At 43.1% G+C, this 22751-nt stretch carries 19 protein-coding genes; 10 read left to right on the top strand and 9 right to left on the bottom strand.

Translation table 11 applies throughout. The annotated features are described in order from the left end of the window. Genes FHS68_RS10775 through FHS68_RS10765 form a run of 3 tightly spaced genes read left to right on the top strand, consistent with a single transcriptional unit; the run spans position 1 to position 3918 of the window. Complete coding sequence (locus FHS68_RS10775) at positions 1-1686, top strand: ribulokinase (protein ID WP_167269838.1); 1686 nt, start codon at positions 1-3, stop codon at positions 1684-1686. Positions 1687-1710: 24 nt separating this feature from the next. Beyond that, a complete protein-coding gene (gene araA, locus FHS68_RS10770; RefSeq protein ID WP_167269836.1) occupies positions 1711-3201 on the top strand; it encodes an L-arabinose isomerase in 1491 nt (496 codons plus the stop codon). Between the two features lie 12 nt (positions 3202-3213). Continuing rightward, positions 3214-3918, top strand: a complete 705-nt coding sequence (locus FHS68_RS10765; protein WP_167269834.1) for an L-ribulose-5-phosphate 4-epimerase — start codon at positions 3214-3216, stop codon at positions 3916-3918. Between the two features lie 286 nt (positions 3919-4204). On the opposite strand, the gene FHS68_RS10760 is transcribed toward FHS68_RS10765, so the two are convergent. The 6 genes from FHS68_RS10760 to FHS68_RS10735 form a co-directional block, all read right to left on the bottom strand. Continuing rightward, positions 4205-4393, bottom strand: a complete 189-nt coding sequence (locus FHS68_RS10760; protein ID WP_167269832.1) for a hypothetical protein — start codon at positions 4391-4393, stop codon at positions 4205-4207. 307 nt (positions 4394-4700) lie between these two features. Further along, entirely contained in the window at positions 4701-5090 is a 390-nt protein-coding gene (locus FHS68_RS10755; RefSeq protein WP_167269830.1) for a response regulator, read from the bottom strand. 7 nt (positions 5091-5097) lie between these two features. Next, positions 5098-6189, bottom strand: a complete 1092-nt coding sequence (locus FHS68_RS10750; protein WP_167269828.1) for a sensor histidine kinase — start codon at positions 6187-6189, stop codon at positions 5098-5100. Continuing rightward, positions 6186-8363, bottom strand: a complete 2178-nt coding sequence (locus FHS68_RS10745; protein ID WP_167269826.1) for a sensor histidine kinase — start codon at positions 8361-8363, stop codon at positions 6186-6188. The genes FHS68_RS10750 and FHS68_RS10745 overlap by 4 nt, the downstream gene beginning before the upstream one ends. Then, a complete protein-coding gene (locus FHS68_RS10740) occupies positions 8354-9046 on the bottom strand; it encodes a hypothetical protein (RefSeq protein ID WP_167269825.1) in 693 nt (230 codons plus the stop codon). The genes FHS68_RS10745 and FHS68_RS10740 overlap by 10 nt, the downstream gene beginning before the upstream one ends. Then, the gene (locus FHS68_RS10735) at positions 9046-11343 is read right to left on the bottom strand and encodes an Rv1355c family protein (RefSeq protein ID WP_167269823.1); all 2298 of its coding nucleotides are present in this window, start codon (positions 11341-11343) and stop codon (positions 9046-9048) included. The genes FHS68_RS10740 and FHS68_RS10735 overlap by 1 nt, the downstream gene beginning before the upstream one ends. A gap of 386 nt (positions 11344-11729) precedes the next feature. Here FHS68_RS10735 and FHS68_RS10730 point away from each other — a divergent pair, with 386 nt between their 5' ends. The 4 genes from FHS68_RS10730 (at position 11730) to FHS68_RS10715 (ending at position 14471) form a co-directional block, all read left to right on the top strand. After that, positions 11730-12194, top strand: a complete 465-nt coding sequence (locus FHS68_RS10730) for a response regulator (RefSeq protein ID WP_167270901.1) — start codon at positions 11730-11732, stop codon at positions 12192-12194. Between the two features lie 232 nt (positions 12195-12426). Further along, entirely contained in the window at positions 12427-12855 is a 429-nt protein-coding gene (locus FHS68_RS10725) for an SRPBCC family protein (protein ID WP_167269821.1), read from the top strand. Positions 12856-12897: 42 nt separating this feature from the next. Then, a complete protein-coding gene (locus FHS68_RS10720) occupies positions 12898-13209 on the top strand; it encodes a MerR family transcriptional regulator (RefSeq protein ID WP_167269819.1) in 312 nt (103 codons plus the stop codon). Between the two features lie 35 nt (positions 13210-13244). Next, positions 13245-14471: a M28 family peptidase gene (locus tag FHS68_RS10715; protein ID WP_167269817.1), complete on the top strand. Its 1227-nt coding sequence runs from the start codon at positions 13245-13247 to the stop codon at positions 14469-14471. Positions 14472-14474: 3 nt separating this feature from the next. On the opposite strand, the gene FHS68_RS10710 is transcribed toward FHS68_RS10715, so the two are convergent. Next, positions 14475-14984 (bottom strand): metallophosphoesterase family protein, encoded by a 510-nt coding sequence (locus tag FHS68_RS10710; protein ID WP_167269816.1) that lies wholly within the window; start codon positions 14982-14984, stop codon positions 14475-14477. Positions 14985-15258: 274 nt separating this feature from the next. On the opposite strand from FHS68_RS10710, the gene FHS68_RS10705 reads away from it, so the two are divergent. From FHS68_RS10705 to FHS68_RS10695, 3 genes are all read left to right on the top strand, one after another. Then, a complete protein-coding gene (locus tag FHS68_RS10705) occupies positions 15259-18063 on the top strand; it encodes a TonB-dependent receptor (protein ID WP_167269814.1) in 2805 nt (934 codons plus the stop codon). Between the two features lie 13 nt (positions 18064-18076). Continuing rightward, a complete protein-coding gene (locus FHS68_RS10700) occupies positions 18077-18823 on the top strand; it encodes a GLPGLI family protein (RefSeq protein WP_167269812.1) in 747 nt (248 codons plus the stop codon). Between the two features lie 199 nt (positions 18824-19022). Next, the gene (locus FHS68_RS10695) at positions 19023-19910 is read left to right on the top strand and encodes an OmpA family protein (RefSeq protein ID WP_167269810.1); all 888 of its coding nucleotides are present in this window, start codon (positions 19023-19025) and stop codon (positions 19908-19910) included. Positions 19911-19963: 53 nt separating this feature from the next. Here the strand turns inward: FHS68_RS10695 and FHS68_RS10690 are convergent, their stop codons facing one another. Both FHS68_RS10690 and FHS68_RS10685 read right to left on the bottom strand, forming a co-directional pair. Beyond that, positions 19964-20641: a response regulator gene (locus FHS68_RS10690; protein WP_229211848.1), complete on the bottom strand. Its 678-nt coding sequence runs from the start codon at positions 20639-20641 to the stop codon at positions 19964-19966. 78 nt (positions 20642-20719) lie between these two features. After that, positions 20720-22717: a tetratricopeptide repeat-containing sensor histidine kinase gene (locus tag FHS68_RS10685; RefSeq protein WP_167269808.1), complete on the bottom strand. Its 1998-nt coding sequence runs from the start codon at positions 22715-22717 to the stop codon at positions 20720-20722. Positions 22718-22751 lie beyond the last annotated feature (34 nt).

Genomic DNA, 22751 nt, shown 5'->3' with positions numbered 1-22751 from the left:
ATGAAAGAAAATTACGTTATCGGCATCGACTTTGGTACGGATTCGGTGAGGGCGCTTGTTGTGAATGCGCAAACAGGCGAGCAGGTCGGAACTGCTGTGAAAGAATATTCAAGATGGAAGCAGGGCAAGTATTGCAACGCAGCGGTTTCCATGTTCCGTCAACATCCACTCGACTACCTTGAAGGCGTTGAATCGGCGGTGCTGAACGCGCTGGATCAATGTCCGGGCAATGTAAAGCAAAATGTTCGCGGGATTTCAATAGATACGACAGGGTCCACGCCAGTTGCTGTAGACCGGAACGGCACACCACTCGCATTGTTACCCGATTTCGCTGAGAACCCCAATGGTATGTTTATCCTCTGGAAAGACCATACCGCTAATGCTGAGGCAGAGGAAATAAACGCGCTTGCACACTGCTGGTCAGTGGATTACACCAAATATGTCGGCGGCATTTATTCCTCAGAATGGTTTTGGGCAAAAATCCTTCATACACTGCGAACGGATTCAACGGTTCGGGAGAAAGCATTTTCCTGGGTAGAACACTGCGACTGGATTTCTGCCGAGCTGACCGGGCAAACAGATCCGCTTACGTTAAAAAGGTCGCGTTGCGCGGCAGGGCATAAAGCATTGTGGCACCGGGATTTTGATGGTTTACCATCCAATGAATTTTTCAGAGAGCTCGATCCTCTGCTGGACGGTCTGCGTGATCAGCTTTTCAGCAATACGGAAACTTCCGATCAAGTAATGGGCCCAATCTCCCAAAAATGGGCTGACAAACTAGGAATTCCGCAGGACACCGTGATCGGTGTGGGGGCTTTCGATGCACATATGGGTGCCGTGGGTGCTTTGATCGAACCTTATTCTTTGTGTAAGGTAATCGGCACCTCTACCTGCGATATGCTTATTGCGCCCAACGAAGAGGCAGGGCATTTGCTCATCAAAGGTATCTGTGGTCAGGTAGATGGTTCCATTATTCCGGGTATGTTGGGTATGGAGGCCGGTCAATCGGCATTCGGAGATATTTATGCGTGGTTTGTAAAGCTTATAATTGAGCCTGTTGCAGCATTGATCGGAGCGGAAGCTTCGGCTGAAATGTCCCGCAAACTTATTCCTTACCTCGCCGAACAGGCAGCGCTCCTGCCAATAACTGAGCAGGATATCATTGCTGTGGATTGGCTTAATGGCCGCAGGACCCCGGATGCAAAACACACCTTGAAAGGTGCAATCCTGGGTTTGAACCTGGCAAGTGACCATGCCCGGATATTCAAGGCATTGGTGGAGTCAACCGCGTTTGGATCCAAGCGGATCGTAGAGCGGTTCCGAAGTGAGGGTGTCCCGATCCATGAGGTGATTGCAATAGGTGGGGTGGCTAAAAAGTCATCATTTGTAATGCAGACGCTGGCGGATGTGCTAAATATGCCCATTAAAGTTGCCAGTTCGGAACAGGCCTGTGCATTGGGCGCTGCCATGTTTGCGGCCGTTGCATCCGGTATTCATTCAACATTGCAGGAGGCGCAGGATGCGATGAGTTCGGGCTTTGATCTCACTTATCAGCCCAGGCAAGAGCAATCAAAAGTTTATCAAACACTTTATCAAAAATATCTTCAGTCCGGTGATTTCCTGGAAAATCATTTTTTGGCCCAATCCAGGCCAGTCACTGTCGATTCTTTCTCAAATACCTTCTAACAAAACAACGCATCATCACTTCTAATGCTGGATTTAAAAAAATTTGAAATTTGGTTTATTACAGGCAGTCAACATTTATACGGTGAGGAAACGCTACGGCAGGTTGATGAACATTCCCAGATTATCAGCAATTATCTTGACCAATCTCCGGCAATACCTTTACGAATCATCTTCAAACCAGTTGTAAAGACGCCTGACGAAATTTACAACATTATTCAGGAGGCTAATAATGCTGTTAGCTGCGTAGGTATCATTGCCTGGATGCATACTTTTTCACCAGCCAAAATGTGGATCAGGGGATTGCAGATCCTGCAAAAGCCACTGCTCCATTTACATACCCAATTCAATCGCGATATTCCCTGGGCAGATATCGATATGGATTTCATGAACCTCAACCAGTCTGCACATGGCGACCGGGAGTTTGGATTTATGATGACCAGGATGCGAATGAACCGAAAGGTGATAGTAGGCCACTGGCAACAGGATAATGTGGCGGAGGATCTGGCCCAGTGGACTCGGGTAGCTGCAGCGAAACATGATATGAAAGGTGCCAAATTTGTGCGGTTTGGCGACAATATGCGACAGGTAGCTGTTACGGATGGAGATAAGGTGGCTGCCGAAATGACATTCGGCTTTTCAGTGAACACCCATGCCGTGGGCGATCTGGCAACTGTAATTGACCAGGTTTCGGATGAAGAAGTGGGTGTTTTGGTAGATGAGTATGAATCCATATATAATCTTGCTGAGCAACTCAGGAAGGGCCGGGAGCGTCACAACGCGTTAACGGATTCTGCCCGTATTGAATTGGGATTGAAGTACTTCCTGGAAGATGGGAATTTTAAAGGTTATACGAATACTTTCGAGGACCTGTATGGAATGAAGCAGCTTCCGGGCATAGGTTCACAGCGTATGATGGCGGCTGGGTATGGATATGCTGGTGAAGGGGATTGGAAAACGTCCGCAATGGTGCGCGCATTAAAAGTCATGGCTGTTGGTTTGAAAGGCGGGAATTCATTTATGGAAGATTATACCTACCATTTTAATCCGTCCAATAATCTTGTATTGGGTTCTCACATGCTGGAAATCTGTCCGAGTATCGCAGCCGGAAAGCCTTCCTGCGAGATTCATCCACTCGGAATAGGAGGGAAAGAGGATCCAGTACGGTTGGTGTTTAATGCACCGGCAGGTCCAGCTATCAATGTGTCACTGATTGATCTGGGCAACCGTTTCAGGATCCTGGTCAATGAAGTGGAGGCTGTAGATTTTTCTGAAGAGCTTCCCAAATTGCCGGTTGCCAGGGTTTTATGGAAACCTGCCCCGAGCATGCAAATTGGGTGTGCGGCCTGGATTTACGCAGGCGGGGCTCACCATACCGTATATAGCCAGAATATTACGACGGAACACATCGAGAGTTTTGCTGACATGGCTGGTGTTGAATTGGTTGTTATTGATAAAAATACAACGTTAAGGCAACTCAAAAACGAATTGAGGTGGAGTGAAGCCGCCTATAAATAAAAATCAGGTGCGATGTCAAAGTATATTTATCTGAAAGAGCAAGTCTACGAGGCTAACATGGAGATTCCCAAAGAGGACTTGGCCATTGTTACTTTTGGGAATGTAAGTGGGATCGACCGTACCGCTGGTGTAGTGGCAATCAAGCCGAGCGGTGTTCCCTATCATCGTCTGCGCGTTGAAGATATTGTGGTTGTGGATCTGGACAATGCATTGGTGGAAGGCAATTTGCGCCCATCATCGGACACGAAAACACATACGCTGCTTTACAAAAATTTTGAATCAATTGGAGGTGTTTGTCACACGCATTCCACTTATGCGGTCGCATGGGCGCAGGCCATTAAATCGATTCCTAACCTTGGGACGACGCACGCAGATCATTTGACTTCGTCGATTCCAGTAACCGAAATAATGTCGGATGATATGATTCGTCGGGACTATGAATTGGAAACGGGCAACCAGATCCTGGATTTATTTACAAAACAAGCATTAAGCTACGAGGAAATTGAAATGGTGCTAATTGCTTGCCATGGGCCATTCACATGGGGCAAAGACCCGGCAAAAGCAATTTATAATTCAATTGTTCTGGAAGAAATTGCTAAAATGGCCTATCTGACTTTGCAGATCAATCCGGACGCCGACACAATTAAGCAGAGCCTTATCGACAAGCATTATTATCGTAAGCATGGGAAGGATGCGTACTACGGGCAGGGCTGCTGATTATTTCTTTTTATCGGGCCTTTTGCTCGCGATGTTTCGCATTTGCTGAAGGGCCTCCTGGCGTGACATCCGTTTTTCATTTGATTTGGCCTCACTGATTGCATCTTTTGTGAAGCGGCCTTTGAGAAGATTGAAAAGAGAAAGCAGCATAGGTTTTCTAATGGAACGTATTAATTGCACATTTAAATCCAAACATAACAAACAACTACCTATAAAAAAACTGCCGGTAGCGTTGGCCAACCGGCAATCTGAACTTTTCTCAACGTTGAGTATGAATGTCTTGTAGCTAAGCTATCACTCCTTTGCGCAATTTGCTACCTGGATTAAATTCATCTTTGATCCAGCGCACGAAGTTGTGAGAGTTAGTCTTGTAAATTTCCATGGATAAAGGTTTGATACCACTGAATTCTACTTCTTTAACATATTCTGCATGCAACTTCAAAATTTCAGACAGTGTTTTGCTATCAGTTTTCATTAAATGTTGGTGTTAAAGGTTTGGAAAAAGGATCTAGCTCCCAGTTCTTCCAAACATGTACCGAAACACCAGTAGTTTTTAAAAATATTTAAAAAATTACATTTATAATTCTATTGTTTACATAAAACACCTTTAGTGGCGGCTATTATGCTGGCCACAGTTCTGTGAGAAAAAGCAAGTGTTACAAAATAGGACAATTTGTGGGAAAGGCTTTTGAAACGCCTGATAAATTGATTTTTTAGGCGTATACTCAGGCAAATAAACGCTTCCGCCATCGAGCTATTAGAAAAAGGGAAAAGTCCGGAGTTTACAGAGCCAATTTCTTTTTCAAAAAGTTGACTTCTAACGGTTTTGGAAGCAGATCAATGATGTGCGGACTTGCCTTTGCCTTTTCGATATCCCTGGTGTCAATGGTAGAAGAAAGCATGAAAATTTGAATTTTAGAACGCAGAAAATCGGGCAGATTGTCGAATTCCTCGATAAATTCAAAGCCGTTCATATCGGGCATTTGCAAATCGAGTAGAATGATGATTTCAGGCAGGCTAGTACCTTGACTTAAGATGTGTTTTAGGGCCTCCCGCGCTGAATTGAAGGTTTTTACATTTTCGGTGATGCCACTTTTAATCAGAAGCTTTTCATAGATGAAAAGATCAAATGCGCTGTCATCAATCAAAAAAAAGTTGAGCAGAGGCTTCATGGCGGTATTATTTAGCTATTGAAGGTATGTTAATTTCAAAAATACTACCCTGTCCTATTTTTGAACTTACACTAATTTCCCCTCCTAATTTTGCTATGGCTTCGTGCACAATATATAGCCCGATGCCCGAGCCGCTGTTGGTAGCGCCAGCCCGGTAAAACATCTTAAATATCTTATCCTGATCGGACTCTTTGATTCCTGAACCATTGTCCGCAACGATGATCTGCGCCTGGGTTGGCGTTGACTTTACCGTGAGATGTACAAACGGGTCCGGTTTAGATTTATCCTGGAATTTGATTGCATTATTGATCAGATTGTTGAAGATAATTCTCAGCTTCATGACATCGGACTGGAAGATTCCGGCCTGGTCAATGTCTGTCGTCATCTTAAGATTTCCATATTCCGGCAAATACTGAATGGTCGCCTGGACTTCGGTAACAAGCTCTTCAAAACTGATATCAGTGACTACCGGGACGCCGCGCGCATTTTTGTAATAGTCAATGATGTTGATGATGAATGTATCGAGTTTCTTTACCGATTGACGGATCAGTTCGAGATATTCATTCTGGGATTTTACATCTTCTTCCAGTAACGCGAGATTTACAATACCCAATACCGACATAAGCGGGGCACGCAGATCGTGGGATGCGCTGTATACAAATTTGTCCAATTCTTCATTGGCTTTTTGAAGCTCAATGTTGCGTAATTTCAAATCTTCTCTCGTTCTGTAAATTTCGTAAGCATTAGCAATGGCAGTTTCTACATAGGTGTAGTCCCATGGCTTATCGATAAAACGAAAAACCTCTCCCTTGTTAATAGCATCGATGGCAGCGCCAATGTCGGTATGGCCCGTGATGAGAATACGAATAGGTTTCGGATGTTTCAGCCTGATCTTTTCAAAAAACTGGACACCCGTCATAATCGGCATACGCTGATCTGCAAGTATGATGCAGAAATCCTTGCTATTCAGGATCTGCTCCGCCTCCACCACCGAAGAGGTAATGGTGATATCATATTGCTTTCGGAATGAAGCCTTGAACGAATGCAGATTGTGCTCCTCATCGTCAATATAGAGAATGCTTATTGTTTTTTCACTCATTGAAAGTCAGGGATAGGGCGTACTTTTTTCTTGACCGGCAGCGTAATTAAAAATTCGGTACCCTTGCCAACTTCTGTATTTACCTGGATATTACCACTGTGAACTTCGATAATTTTAAAGACAATTGAAAGACCTAGCCCCGTTCCATCTCCAACTTGCTTGGTCGTAAAGAAAGGTTCGAATATTTTTGCGCGAACTTCCGGTGTCATCCCAGGGCCATTGTCACGCATGGAAATGGATATATTTTCAGGATCTTTGAGCCATGTTTTTATCCAGATTGTCGGTCTTTCGCTGTCATGTTTTTCTTTTTGCAGCGCATAAATCGAATTAGTCAGGATATTCATGAAAACCTGGTTCAACTTTCCGGCATAACATTCAATGCTTGGAATGTTCCCAAGCTCTTTCACCAAATGTATGGAATTACCCATCTGATAATTTAAAATGATCACCGTCGATTCAATACCTTCGTTAATATTTACGAGGTTAAGGTCGGTTTCATCAACACGGGAAAATATTTTGAGCCCTTTAACAATTTCCACCGTCCTCTGCGCACCATCCTCCATTCCTTTCAGAAGTGTTCCAAGTTCAGTTTTAATATAATCAAGATCTAATTCATTCTTCAAAGCTTCAATTTCAACGATTTTCTCATTTAAGACCTCAATTGACCCAACATTCCGTAAGTCGCTATATGAATCCAATATTTCCAGAACGTCGTCAATGTCCCTCCGTAAAGGCCTGATATTGGAACTTACAAAATTAATCGGGTTATTGATCTCATGCGCAATTCCGGCAGTCAACTGACCTAACGAAGCCATTTTTTCGGAATCAAGTAATTGGCTCTGAGCATCTTTCAATTGGGTAAGCGCACCATTCAGTTCAACATTTGCAAATTGCAATTCTGCGGTCCTTTCGTTGACGCTTTTTTCCAAAAATGCATTTTGTTCCAAAATCATCTTCTCGTTCTCCATTGAAACCCGCAGGGCTTGTGCCTGAGATTCTTCTTTTTCCTGCTTAAAGATGTTGATTTTATCGGCCAGTGCAAAAGAAAGTAAAATTACTTCTATTGCAGTACCCGCCTGCATAGTATAGTTTGTAAAAGTATTATAAGGTAAAATATTAAGGTTTCGCAGCGTATATAATACTATTCCAATAAGAAAAATAGACCATGCTACGAGATAAAACTTTGCCGGACGATAGTTTTTCAGAGAAAGCTGGATAGCAACTACGAGAGCAAGCAATGCCGCGGTAACGCCCGTTACGTCGATCATTCTGTAACTGACCCGCTCCATGCCAGTTAGGTTGAAAATTACAGCCAGCACATTGGCCACGATGATAGCCGAAAGGATTTTATGAATTGACAGGGACCGTTCTCTGGTATGTAAAAAGTTCTGAAAGAATAAGATGGCGAAAATTCCAGCCAGCGCAGGGAAAACAATAATCGAATATTTGTTGATAGACGGGGTTTCAGGCCAAAGAAATTTGAATGTATAACCTGTAATCGTCGTTTGCGTAAGTCCTATAAAAAGAATATAAAATACGTAATAGAGATAGCTTTTCTCCCGAATCGAAAAGTAAACAAAGAAGTTATAAAGCATCATGACGAACAATACGCCAACATGGATGCCCGAAATGATTTCGTTGGTAAAGGTAAATTGGAAAAAACCCATTTCGCTTCTTACAAGTAAGGGCAACACAATGGGCTCATTCCCGCGGATTCTCAGATAGTAAGTTTCAGATTGTTGAATGGGGATATTGAGTTTATAAACAATATTCTGATGCTGGACATTTCGCATGCCGAATGCATTATTCCAGGAGATTGCCTGGGACATAAACCCTGTTTTTTCCTGAGAAAAAAGGGTACAGAATTCAATTCGGGGGTAGGCCAGTTCCAGGAAGATATCGTCTTCCTGCGTTTCGTTTTTAATTTTCAGCCTGATCCAGAATGCAGAATTGCTCAGGCCGAAATTGGGAGTTTCATCACGGCTCCGTACAAACGTTCCGGAAGCCATGACCTGGGCAAGTGTAAGTGTTCCCAGCGTATCTTCCATAATCTCGACGCTCTTTCCAATGGATAGGTCTTTTCCACTAAAAATTACCTCTTCTGCTTTACCGGTCAGGGAAATAAGTAAGAGCAGTGAAATTAGAAAAAAACGCTGGTAGAACTTTAGATCCATTTGTTGATGTCGTATATTATTTCAAGGTCTCCCCTTCTTCCACTTTCAACTACCGTCTGTTTTGGGTTTTCCCTGAGGCTAAAAATCTTTTCTCTTTCTTCATCTGTGGCGAACGGCAGATTCGTCAAATCCCGGGCTATCAATGATGTTGCAATGAGGCCTTCTTTGGGATAATAGAATGTTCCGTTGTTTCCCAGATCCGTTAAAACCTCAAAGCCGATTCGCTGACTGATGACGAGGGTTATCGGAGAGCATAGGCCCATCAGATATTTGATTCCTACCATCGACGAAATTGCCATAGCAGTTCTACCAAGATAAACACTTCCGATGCCATATCCAGCCACTTCCTTGGAATTAAACAATCCGCAAAATTCTGCGACATTATAATCGCCAATATTATCGACATACCCGTAAATGTTCTTATCGATTTTCGCAATGGCATCCTCCATCGGCATTTTCAGGTTTGGAGACCTTACCTGCACTCTGGTACCTCCATAAATTTTGCTGCCGTCCTCCGATTCCACAATGATAACATAGGTATTAGGGTCTTCCAGCCAATTGTGACTATAAGAAGTCACCTGTTTTACGCCATACGCTTCAAGCACTTTTCGGTGCCCTTCTGCATACTTTAAACTGGTTTCGACGTCGTCGGGAGCACGGTATGCTTTAATTTGAGCAACCATTAATTTTCAGGATTTACGATAAAAAGTGTTTCTTCCAATGGTAACCGATAACTTTTGATCTGAGGTTTCTCAGCCTTTGCGATTTTGAATAAAAACACTTCTGCAATATTATCTTCAAATGGAACGAGTTCCCGGAATTTTTTTCGAACATCCTTCAATTTTGCGCTTTCATCGGCATCTAAGCCTGCACCATCGCCTTTAGTTATTCTGGGAAACAAATAAAATGGTGAAATCAGCGGGTGAATCGCAAATCCTGCCTGCTCTGCTTGCAGCCAAAGCCGCTGCATGGACATACCTCCCAGAAAAAAATTCTTGTGGTCATATTTGGGTAAAGTAATCATTCCGAGCGCAGAGGCGGTCGCCACTGTCTTCATTGCGACATCAATCAAAGCACTCCCACCGTTTATCGACTTTAGCGTTTTTGTAATTTCACCATCCCGGATAATTGCCAGCGCAGCCATTTGGGCACTATTCATTCCCAAAGTACGTATATCAATCCCGTCTTTTGAACTTTCCGCCTCCAAAGGCGACCATTTCATCTCCCGCTGCACAAAATCATGGTGACCATTGGGATTCAGCAGCCTGATCCGGTCACATTCCCCTATGATCTCTCCCAATGCCGACATTTGCAGTTTATCATCAAAATAGTGAAACCGGGCCCCTTCAATGCTCTCTGCGGCATTTTTTAGTGCGTCCATTTCATTTGAAGTGATGCGGGCTGGGAAGGAAGGATTTCTATTGGTGCAGCGCTCAAATATATATCCGACAGAATCGGGTGCGTAAACGGGCTCACAAACTGCCAAAGATTGGCCAGCGTTAAAATTGATAGCAGCAATCAATGTGGAATCGGGACCCAAGGGAAACAGCTGACTTTTGATGCCCAGGCCAGATTCGTGGCTTTTTAGTATCAGGTTTTCGTATGCCGCGCCGAATGAAATGTTGGAAGCAATGTGATCAAAATCTCCAAAAGAATAGGACCTGTAACGATCATGAAATAAATGCAGCCTGCCATTCCGGTAAAGCCATTTCCAGGGCTGGTCGTTTCCTGTTGAGGGAGCATAACAGGCCGCATAGACCAGCTCTCTGATCATATCATCGCTTACAAGTATCTGTCCGGAAGCATAGGGAAGAGAATCAGCCTCATTAACCGCTTCTTTGGGATCGAATGGCAGGTAAGGATTCTGGAAAAGTGGTGCTGGTGTAACAGGGGATTTGTTTCCGACAAGTTCTTCCAAATCTATGTAGTACCTGCCCGATTCCTGATATTGTTTCAGAAGGATCCGGCGGCAAACATCCGTGACAACGCCTGCACCCAACGTTACTGCGCTGGCGAGTTGTGGCCAGGTACTGATGGTTTGCCCAATTTCAACAAGCGATACTTTCCCTCTCTTAGAGCCATTTATCGCATTCACGATCCGAAGCACCAGCGGCAGACGCTCCTCATCGGAAATGTGATCGAACTTTTCGGCCGGTATGCCTTTGAGCAATCCATGAAAAATAGGTCTGTCCTGTTCAATGTCAAACCGTTCCACATCCAGCATGCCCCTGTCACTTGTTTCCATCACCACCGGAATCTGATGACTGGCTGCCATCACTCTACAAGCTATTTTTACACCAATATCATCGCATTCATCAATCAGAATATCCAGTTTCCCTCCTTCCAGCAGAAAGCGAGACATATTTGTCTTACTGATGCCCTCGGTATAGCATTCAATTTCAAGGAACGGGTCTATTTCTGCAATTTCCCTTGCGGTGACAATGCATTTATTCACGCCAATATTATGGAGCCCGGTTTTGATCCGGTTGAGATTACTGAGTTCAATGGTATCAAAATCGGCAAGTTTTAGTATTCCGCAGATTCTCTCCGTCGCAATGCTTACCGCTACCGCATGTCCTACCGAAAGACCAATTATCCCTATTTTTCGCCGCGCTAGATCGCGCTGTTCTTGTGGGGTAATTTTGTATTGGTTGCGGCTTGTTCGGAGCTCAACAAATTCATCTTTATCGACAATATGGATTAAGCGACCGGACCAGGGATATAGAATCCACAAGCCCTCTGTTTCCTGCTCCCTTTCCGCTAGCCATTGATCGTATAAAGCGTCTGTTTCGATCGCGCTTAATCGCTTTTTTGGACTGCGTAACCGGATCAACTCTTTTTTTTGTGAGGCGAAAACATCAAGAATGGTCTTGTCTTGATAATTTTCAATAAATAAATCAAATTTTTCCTTGTCCGCGTATTGTTCTTTTGGTATAAAAACTGGTTTGTAAATGGCATTGCTGCTAGCTTCCTGGTACATCTTTAAATTATTGTGGGTCTGGTACTTAGCGTATTATAACTCTGCCTAAAACAACTGCCATGAGGAGCGAAGAAAATTGCGCCTGACTCACGAAGGCCTGTTTCAAATGTCGTATATTCACCAATGATTTTTCACTAAATAATTACACAAATTGCTGAATTTATTTTTGTAAAACTAACCAGTGGTTAAATGACCCGTAAAATATTTGGAGTATTCCAAGTAAATTTTACTTATTAGCAGAAGCTTCGGGATTTTTCGAATTTGAACTTGTAAAAAGTGTCGGGGGCCTGGTGATGATAATATAGAATTATTAATATAATATTATCAATTAGTTTGTCAATGTCATCAACTGTAACGACCACCTCTCAGTATAAGAATTTTTAATGATGGAAAAAGGAAAAATCAGCGTACTTTATGTAGATGATGAAATCAACAATCTCAACTCCTTCAAAGCGGCTTTTAGACGAGATTTTAACATTTTTATTGCCACATCAGGGCGTGAAGGCCTGGAACTATTGAAGCATAATGTGGTCCACGTGATCATCACTGATCAGCGTATGCCGGAAATGACCGGCGTGGATTTTTTAATTGAAGTTTTAAAAGAATATTCCGATCCGGTACGTATCCTCCTCACCGGTTATACGGATATTACTGCCGTCATTGACGCGGTAAATAAAGGGCACATCTACTATTATCTCAACAAGCCCTGGGATGAACAACAACTTCGGATAATTATAAAAAATGCATATGAAATTTTTCATTTGCGGGAGGAAAATAAGGAGTTGATTGAAAAATTAATGGACGTCAATGGGCAGCTAGAGTTCCTTCTCAGACAGAACCTTCTTTCTTAGTCATTAACTGGTATTCTTTTTGTGGTGTACATATTATCCCGAAGAACCCGGGCATTTATCTTTCCAACAAAAATGAGTTTCATCATGAAAAAGATCTTAGCAATAGGAATAATTACTGGTGTTGTCGTATTCTTTTTTTTAACATCACTTACAAAGCAGCTGGAAGAACCGGAAGCAGCGGCATAATTTTTACATTGCTCAACGTATATTGGTAAATGTTAATGCAATTGTCATGAATAATCAGCTGGTTGTTAAGGAAGAAGTTTTAATAGAAGCGCCCGTGTCCAAGGTGTGGGAAGTACTGATTGCCCCAAAATACATCAGGCAATGGGACGCGCTTCCCCACGATTTTGATGATTATTATCTTGAAACAGGACGAACAATTGAATGGTCTGGCATTACCAAAATGACCGTTAAAGTTTGTGAACCTCACAAGTCACTGGTTTTTAGCCTTTATGTTTCGAAATGGGAACAGCCGCCCGCAGCCTACAACATCGGCTATACTTACAATCTCTCGGAAGAAGAAACTGGAACCAGGCTGTCAATTGAAATTGGCGATTTCTCAGTTCTGCCAGACGGTATCGAGTATTATAAATCTTCCGAAGAATTTGTAGATAATGCATTGAACAAGATCAAAAGTTTAGCTGAGAACAGGGTTTAAATGAAACGGTTATTATCTTTGTATTAACTGCATTTGGCCGATATGGAACCCAACACAAAGCTTTATTATGACACCAACGAAGTCGCCAAACTCGTAGGCTGCGAGCCATCAGCATTGCGTTTCTGGGAGAATAAATTTCCGCAGCTCAGCCCCAAAAGAGATGCCCGAAACAGGAGAAGATATACTGAACGGGATATCGAAATCATTAAAAAAATCATCAATCAGCGCGACAAACAGGGCCGGACCATCAAGGGCACGCGTGAACAATTGAGACGTAAAGAAGAGGCTCAGCTTCTGATCCAGCGATTATTGCGGGTCAGAAAATTTCTTGTGGAGATCCAAGACAAACTCTGATGCGTTTACCATTTTAGCTACCAATCTGACCTTCAATGAAATCCTTTATACTCGTACTATTAATCCTTTGTTTACCCTTTTTAGGAGAATCACAGAATTTTCAGCCTGCATTTATTCGTCAACATATCGAGTTTTTGGCTTCTGACGATCTGGAAGGTCGGGGTACTGCCAGTTTGGGCGAGATCAAAGCCGCGAATTATATTGCTGACGTCTTTGAAAAGTTAAACCTGAAACCTGCCGGTAAGAATGTTAGTTTTTTCCAGCCTTTTGAAATTTCATTTGCAATTGATGGAAAAGCGCATCAGCTGATAGGACGAAATGTAGTTGGTTTTCTCGATAACGGCGCTTCCAAAACCATTGTGATCGGAGCACATTATGACCACTTGGGGAGAGGATACCAGGGAAGATCACTGTCACCCGACAGTAAGAACAAAATACATAATGGTGCGGATGACAATGCATCCGGCACCACGGGGGTGCTCGAACTTGCCAAATACTTTTCGGAAAACGATGTGGTAGAAAAGCATAACTACCTCTTTATCACATTTTCCGGAGAAGAACTCGGGCTGATCGGTTCTAAACGTTTTACCGAGAAACCAACCGTTCCTTTAAACTCCATTTCCTGCATGATCAACATGGATATGATTGGTCGGCTGGATGAAAATAAGGGCATCATCATTTCTGGCTGGGGCACGAGTAAAGTGTGGGGAAAACTCATTCCTGATCTAGCAAAATCACAAAATCTGAAATACACAGTCGACTCGTCCGGAATTGGGGCATCGGATCATACCTCATTTTATTTGAAAGACATTCCTGTTGTACAATTCTTCACCGGCGGGCATGGCGATTACCACAAAATTTCTGACGATCCTGACAAAATTAATGTGGATGGAGAAGCGAGGATACTTAATGTGATCGCAGGTCTGCTGCAAAATCTGGACAAAGAAGCTGCTGAGCCGGAATTTTTAAGCGCAGGCAATGCACATAGCGGCGTTACCACAAGCAATTTCAAAGTAACATTGGGCGTCATGCCTAATTACAGTTATTCTGGAAAAGGCCTTAAAATAGACGGCGTTACAAAAGCCCGCCCTGCCGAAAAAGCAGGTATTCTCGTGGGCGACATCATTACCAAACTTGCTGGGAAAGATATAGCGACCATTTACGACTACATGGAAATTCTTGGAAAACACGAGAAAGGCCAACAAGTCGAGGCCGAGCTGCTGCGGGGCAAGGAAATCAAAAAAGTTAGGGTTACCTTCTGAATTTCAAGCAATTGCTCCTCTTTTTCCTAGCTCAATAACTTCCATCTGGCTAATAATCCCGTCGTGCAAGTTGAAGCGTAAAATGGTGCGAAATTTGTGAAAGCCTTCCTGGCCCGCAGCGCCGGGGTTTATGTAAAGCATATTATTCAAAGCTGGGTCGCGGATCACCCGTAGGATATGTGAGTGCCCGCAGATGAAAAGATCAGGCGTATTTGATTTGAGAATCGGTTTAACCTGAGGGTTGTATTTAGGTGGCGCCCCTCCAATGTGGGTCATCCAAATGGAAAACCCTTCCAGTTCAAAATGCAGGTTTTCCTCGGTACGTGCTCTTATCTCAGCGCTATCAATATTGCCAAAAATGATTCTTGTTGGTTTGAAAGCTTCCAGCTGGTCAATGATCTTCGAAGAACCCAGATCGCCGGCATGCCAGACCTCATCACAATGTGAAAAATGATCGAATACCCGACCATCCAGATAGCCGTGCGTATCTGATATCAATCCAATTGTCTTCATTATAAGGGTGTCAGAACTTACTATCATAAGATAATGAACACCGCCAATATTACCGCAAAATTAAAATTTTATATTTTTATAGAATATAAGTAACTTATATATAATAAAATTTGATATTTACAGTTGACCTCTTAATTAATGTTAAATTTTGTAACAATCTTGTAAAAGTTTACTTCAAACTAAAAATTTAGTTGTAAAGTTATTTTGGTTTGCATATTATTGCAAAAAGTAATTACTCAGTTACATAATTCCCCACCTAACCCGTCAGCCAGCCTTGAAAAAAATCTTACTTCTGCTCTTTTTATGTGTTTCTACTTGGTCTGCCCATGCGCAGACAGGGGGACGGTTTTCGTTAAAAGGAATCATTTCCGACAGTTCCGGCGCAGTATTGCCGGAGGCCACGATCATGCTGCTTTTACCCAAGGATTCATCGCTTGTGAATTTTGGGCGGACCAATAAGGAAGGTGCTTTCGAGCTAAAAAATCTCAAAAGGATCTCCTACATTTTCAAGGTTTCGTACGTAGGCTTCATCCCATATCAGGACGATATCAACCCAAAAGACCTGGAAACAGTGGATTTGGGTAAGATCCGGATGAAAGTGCTGCAAAAGGAACTATATGAGGTAGTCATCAAAACAGCCAGGGCTCCACTGAGCATTCGGGGCGATACGGTAGAGTTCGACGCAAAAGCATTTAAAGTACCGCCCGGTTCGACTGTAGAAGATCTCCTCAGGAAATTGCCGGGTGTACAGGTAGATGGGGATGGAAACATTCGCGCGCAGGGAGAGGAAATCAAACGTGTAACGGTGGACGGTAAGAGATTCTTTGGGGATGATCCTAAAATGGCCACCAAAAATCTGCCCGCGGAAGCCATTAATAAAGTGCAGGTTTTCAATGGTAAAACAGAGCAGTCAAAAGCAACGGGTGTCGATGATGGGAAGCGGGAGAAGACCTTGAACCTGGAATTAAAGGAAAGCCATAAAAAAGGCGGATTTGGCAAGGCGGTGGCTGGGGTTGGGACAGATTCCAGAATGGAGGGGAAGGTGAGTTACAACCGTTTTGACGACAAGCAGCAATTCGCATTGCTGGGTTTTGGGAACAACACCAATCAATCCGGCATTGCCAGGAATGATTACCAGGATTTCAAAGGAAGCCAATCGTTCAACTGGGGCGATGATGGGGATTTTGGGTTCAATAGCGGCCGATATTATGGCGGCGACGACATTACTATTCAGCCAAACTGGGGTGGCGCCGGATCCGGCGGATTTACCAAAAACTGGGCTGGCGGCGCCAATTATAATTTTGATACAAAGAAAACCAAACTTAGCACGAGCTACTTTTATAACCAGAGCCGATCCATTATGGACGTGCGGTCGAGCACTGAAAACTTCTTGACGAACGACTCATATAGCTCAATAGAAAACAACAAAACGCTGGGTTTTACAGGAAATCACCGGCCAAGCTTTCGCTTTGAGAAAATCATCGATTCGCTCAACACGATCATTTTGATCAGTAATTCAAGGATCAATTCTGGAGATAATCAATATGACAGTTTTCAGCAATCGTTCCGAAGTGAGGATGTCCTTTCTAACCAATCAACGGTAGATAATGTGAGTAATTATAACTCATTTGCAATGGCAAATCTTCTTTTGTACAGGCATAAGTTTAAGAAAAAAGGAAGGAATTTTGCAGCCAGCGTGGGTTATAATATCAACAATTCGGACGAGGATAAGAGGCTGAATTCCATTAACTTATTTCCTCAGGATTCGCTCCGTAACAGTGTGATCAATCAGATGAACGAAACGGAAAGCACCCGGGGCAATTTCAAAGGAAGTTTATCTTATGTCGAGCCGTTTTCAAAAAAGTTCTTTTGGGAAACATTCTATAATTACAGCATGCGAAAGGACAAAGTGGACAGAAATGTGTTCGACGTCGAAGGTGATATGCCGGAAGTAAATCAGTTTTTAACACGGTATTACTCAAATGATTTCACATACAATCGGGTGGGTACCAGCTTGCGTTACTCCAATAAAGGCCTCAACATTGCGGCAGGTCTGGCTGGTGTGCAGTATGATCTGCAAGGTAAGTTTGCCGCCGACAAATCTTCGAGCAACTTCACCATAGTCGACCGCAAGTTTTTCACCTGGGTACCCAATGTTTCCCTCAATTTTGATCTTAAAAACAACAGGTATCTGTATGCTGAATACGGCTTGAATGTTAGGGAACCTTCGATCACTGACTTGCAGCCGATCGTAGATAACAGCAATCCATTGTATATTGTTGAAGGAAATCCGGATCTTATCCCGGCTTCTACCCATAGCATGTATGGCGGATATCAAATGTTCAATCCGGCAAGTTTCACCAATTTGTATGTTAATGTAAATTACAATTACAATGTGAACCAGATCGTGTACAACCGGACTATTAATCTGGACAACCTGATCACGACTACTAAACCCATGAACATTACCGGTGGAAATAGTTATGGTACCTACATTGGTTTTGGATTCCCTTTGAAAAAAACGAAGGCAACATTAAATCTTAATACCGGGCTCAATTTCAGCAAAAACCTGACTTTCATTAACAACGTCGAAAACCAGACAAAAACGGATGGTTACAACTTTGGCGCCCGGCTGGATCTGACCCCAAGCGATATTTTCACGCTATATACCAATGCAAACTGGAATATCAGCGATACGAAATATTCTATTAATACAAGTCAGAACCAGAAGATCTTCAACAGCAACTATGGTGCGGATATGAATGTAAAAATGCCGAAGGATATCTATTTCAATGCGCGTTTCAACTATTTCAGTTACAAGAACGATCAGTTCGGCTTCAACCAAAAACAACCGATTCTCAATCTTTCTGTTTATAAGATTGTCCTCAAAAGCAAGAAAGGAGAAGTGCGGCTTACTGCCAATGACGTGTTTAAAAAGAACCTGGGCATTACCCAGACGGTAAATCAGAACTACTATACCGAGCGGCGGGTATCTACCTTATCCCGATACTTTATGTTGAGTTTCACGTATAATATGAGAGGAATGTCGGCCAGTGTCAGACGTAATAATAACTTTTAAGCGAATTAAAAATATGAGATCAATTACACTTTTTATATTGCTGTTTTTGGCTTCCGCAAATGTGTTCGCGCAGAAAATGGAGGGGCAGATTACCTACGAAAAAGTCTATCATTGGACGCGACTTTATTCCCGCCTGAGCTATCTCAGCAATGAGGAAAAGGACAGGATGAAAATGACCTGGGCCAATGATGACGAGCATAAGCAGGAAATGACTTTGTTTTTTAATGAAAAACAAAGCTTTTATGGCTATCCGAAAAATGAAGAGTTAGATGGCGGCTACTCATGGAGAAAAGGGGAATATAAAATATACCGTGACTTCGAAAACGAAAAACGCACAGACATTATTGAAATGCTTGGCAAGACCTACATTGTCGACGACTCGCTGAAACTGCCCAAGTGGAAGGTTATGAATAAGATCAAGGAAGTGGCAGGATATATGTGCATGATGGCGGTAACGGAAGACACGATTAAAAGCCAGAAAATAACGGCTTGGTTTGCCGACAACCTGCCTGTTTCCGGCGGGCCGGAGCAATATTCCGGGCTACCGGGAATGATCCTTGAATTGGATATTAATGACGGGGATATCGTTACCACGGCAAAGGAAGTGAAAATGAGACCGGTGACTGAGGAGGAGATTTCCATTCCCAAAAAAATAAAAGGGAAAAAGATCGCCACTCAGAAATATGAAGAACTTATGTCAACACATATCCGGGACAGCATTAAATCGCATCGCAACCCATATTGGGCAATGCCGTATTAAAAAAGGTTTATTATTGTATTCTATCTTATAAAAGGGAGGATTGTCTGTGGCAATTTTCCCTTTTTTTATACCTTTGCGACTTGAAACCGGCACCCCGGGCTACTCTTTACGCCATTTGGCAAGATATTTGTACTATACGTTTACTTGTTCTTTTATTCAACTTAACAGTGTTTCAATCTTTTAATAACCCTAGATGATTATGAAAAATACCATTTTAGCCGTCGCAATGCTTTTTGTATTGGGATCTTGCGCCAGCAAGAAGAAATTGTTGACTGCTCAGAAACAGGCGAACGAAATCCAGATCCAATTGGATAAAGCCCGGGCCGACCTCAACGACTGTGATAGCAGAACTGCTACTCTGAATAATGATTTGAAAGCCAAAAACGACGAGCTTACCAGCAAAAATTTGAAGATGAAAGAACTGGAAGATCAGGTAGAGTTTTTGAAGAAGAACAACAACAACCTGCTGGACAGAATGTCTGACCTGTCTGTCATCAGCAAAGAAGGTTCTGAAAGCATTAAAAAGTCACTTGCTATGATGGACGCCCAGGGCACGCAGATTCGTGACCTAAATTCAAGCATTCAGAAAAAAGATTCCCTGAACATGGCGCTGGTTTTGAACCTGAAACGTTCGTTGGCTGATGTTAGCGATGAAGATGTGCAAATCGAAGTAAAAAAAGGGGTTGTGTATGTTTCATTGTCTGACAAAATGCTCTTCAAGTCGGGAAGTTCTGTAATCAATACCCAGGCTGAAGTTGTATTGGGTAAGGTTGCTAAAATCCTGAATGATTACAAAGAAATTGAAATCCTGATCGAAGGTCACACGGATAATGTGCCTATCGCTACCGATAAAATTACTGATAACTGGGATTTGAGTGTTTTACGCGCAACGACTGTGGCGCGTACGCTTCAAAAGAAATATGGTGTTGAGCCAGTGCGTATGATTGCCGGTGGCCGTGGAGAATATCTGCCTAAAGTGGCAAATGATTCAGCGCCTAACCGCAGCCTGAACCGTCGTACTGAGATCATCATTACACCAAAATTGGATCAGTTCTTCAACCTTTACACACCTAATGCAGGTAAGTAAGGTTTAGAAAGCTTTAATGATTAGGCCCGTCGCTACGACGGGCTTCTTTGTTTTTACACAATCCGCTTTTTAATCGCCAGCGAGACCGCCTCCGTCGCAGAATGAACGTGTAATTTGTCGTAGATCTTCTTAATGTGCGACCGCACAGTATCCAGACTGATATTCAGCTCATACCCAATCATTTTATAGCTAAATCCATTGACGAGCAATTGAAGCAATTCTGTTTCGCGCTTGGACAACTTGTAATCTTCCTGCTCTTCACTTTTGGCAGTTGGCAGCATTTGAAGCACTTTCCTAGCTACCGATCCGGTCATTGGCGCGCCACCGCTCATCACCGTGCGTATCGCCGACGGAATTTCCTCACTGGCATATCTCTTCAAAATATAGCCCGAAGCTCCCGCACATATTGCATTGAAAATGTTTTCATTATCGTCAAAAACCGTCAGCATGATAACAGGTAGCTTTTCATCATATGCCCGAATATTTTTCACTGCCTCCACGCCATTCATGCCCGGCATGTCAATGTCCATTAAAATGACGTCCGGATGAAGCGTTTGAATATCACTGACCACATTTTGAGGCGTGTGCATTGCCCCCAGAAGATTCAGATCCACGCTCTCAGAAATAAGCGCTTCCATGCTGATCCGCAAAGCTTCATTGTCGTCATAAAGCAAAATATTGGCGGTTTCCATTTCAAGATAATCGGTGACGGGAAGAGATAGGTTATTCATACTATGCGCTTGTTGTATTTCACAAAGTTGTGCCTTTGCATGATGTCAATCAATCGCATGATGATGTGGTTTTCCGGGCTAACCTGCTGGAATCTTTAATTCGATTGTAGTACCGGAACCGTTTGCGGACGTAATTTCACAAGTACCGGCAAGGCCAGCGGCCCTGGACCTCATGTTTTTCAGGCCATTGGAGGAAGTCTCCGTCTCCATTTCAAATCCAGTACCATTATCTGAAATGGTCAGCATAATGTTTTCATTCAACTTTTGCAACAGGATTTTTACTGTTGTTGCATCGGAATATTTGGCCGCATTGTTGATTGCTTCTTTAAATATCAGAAAGAAATCGCGCCGCTGCTGCATATCCAGGCTTGAAGATAGTACCAGTTCATCGATCACAAATTCGGCACGGATATTCTTCGGTTCCAGCGTATGGCTTACAAATTCCCGCATCCGCACCAGCATATTTGCAAGCTTGTCATTATCCGGCTTGATCGCCCACACAATGTCACTCATTTCCTGCTGCATATGGGTGGACTGCTCCGTGATCTTTTTGAGATAACTACCTGCCTTAACCTGATCTTTCACAAGATTGGAATGCGACACTTCCGACAATATTTTAATGCTGGTCAGCGTGGAGCCAATGTCGTCATGCAAGTCCCTGGCAACGTCATTTCTGAAATTGATAATGGCTTGCTGCTGCTCTAATCTTTTCTTCAGTTGATAACGGTTGAATAAAATTCCAGTGATAAGCAGTAAAAAGCAGGTTGCTCCAATTATTCCGTTCCGCATTAATCGCTGGTTTTTCAATTGCTTTTCGGTTTCTAGCAGGCGGACTTTTCGCTCAGTATTAAGCAGTGCAATTTCCCTGTCTTTCTTCTCCGTCTCGTATTTGAGCTGTAATTCAGCAATGTTGCTTTGCGTTGTTTCACGCATCAGGCTGTCCTTATAGGCAGTATATTGGGTCAGGTTTTGATATGCTTTGGGGAAATCCTTACGATCTCTGTAAAAGAAGGACCTAGTCAGAAACACATCCCTTAAGTTCGCACGAGCCTTTATCCTGGTGGAAATATCCTCTGCGTTTTGGAAGAACCGTAATGCGTGCTTGTCGTTACCCAGCATCGCGGCCAATTTTCCCGCGCCAATGCTGCGATATGCAACCTGATTCAAGTCGCCGGCCTCCATAAACAGCTGGATGCCCTTTTTTTCATGTTCAAATGCCTCAGCAGTTTTGCCCTGCTGAGTGAGAAGATTCGAAAGGGTACTATGACTGGTCGCAATCCATGCCTTCACTTTGGTTTGTTCCGCATAATACATACCCAGCTTCTGGTATCGGATCGCCGCAGCGAGAGAATCTTTCTGCAGCATTCTGGCCAGGCTGTTATAGTTGTTGGCCAGTCCGATCAGGTTTCCGATTTTCAGCCTTAGCGAAATCGATTCCCGCAGGTTTTCGACGGCTTCCCGGTTGTTTCCAAGGGTATTGTTTGCGATAGCAAGGTTACTCAATGCCATGGCAGCGATCGATGGATCATTTAATTTGTCACCAAGCCTTTTTGCCTTTAACAACCATTCCACCTGCTCTTCAAATTTCCCCTGACGGTTGCGGAGCATTCCCAGGTCACTATAGACCATGGATGTATAGTCGGACTGGTCTTTTTCAAATTTTACCTGAAGCGATTTTTTATAGTTGTCTTCCGACTCTTTGAAACGGCTTTCAAACATGTAAAACTGGCCCAATTGGAAATGGCCAAGCGCTTGCATAAAGTCATCTTTCAACTGGGATGCAATTTTCAATCCGGCCAGATTAAGCACCTCAACGCTATCCTTTGAATTGATATATTTTTTCAGGTCCCCAATTTTAAGTAATGCCCAGCCTTCGCCGCGTTTCATGCCTTTTTGCTTGCTCATTTTGAGGGCTGACCTTGCATAAAACATGGCCGAATCAACATTCACATCAGTAACCTCGTCCGCTTTTTCAAGCAACTTGTAAATGGCGGTAGAATCTCCCTTTGAATAAATATTCTGTGCAAAGGCCACTTGGAAAGCCGCTTGGAAAGTGAATAGCAATGCAGCTGTCATCAAAAAACGACATTTGTACAAAGTTTTGACGAGC

Origin of the sequence: Dyadobacter arcticus (assembly GCF_011762185.1) — a bacterium.
Lineage (GTDB): Bacteria > Bacteroidota > Bacteroidia > Cytophagales > Spirosomataceae > Dyadobacter > Dyadobacter arcticus.
The sequence above is the reverse complement of the archived record's forward strand: the minus strand, read 5'-3'. Positions and strand labels throughout refer to the sequence as shown.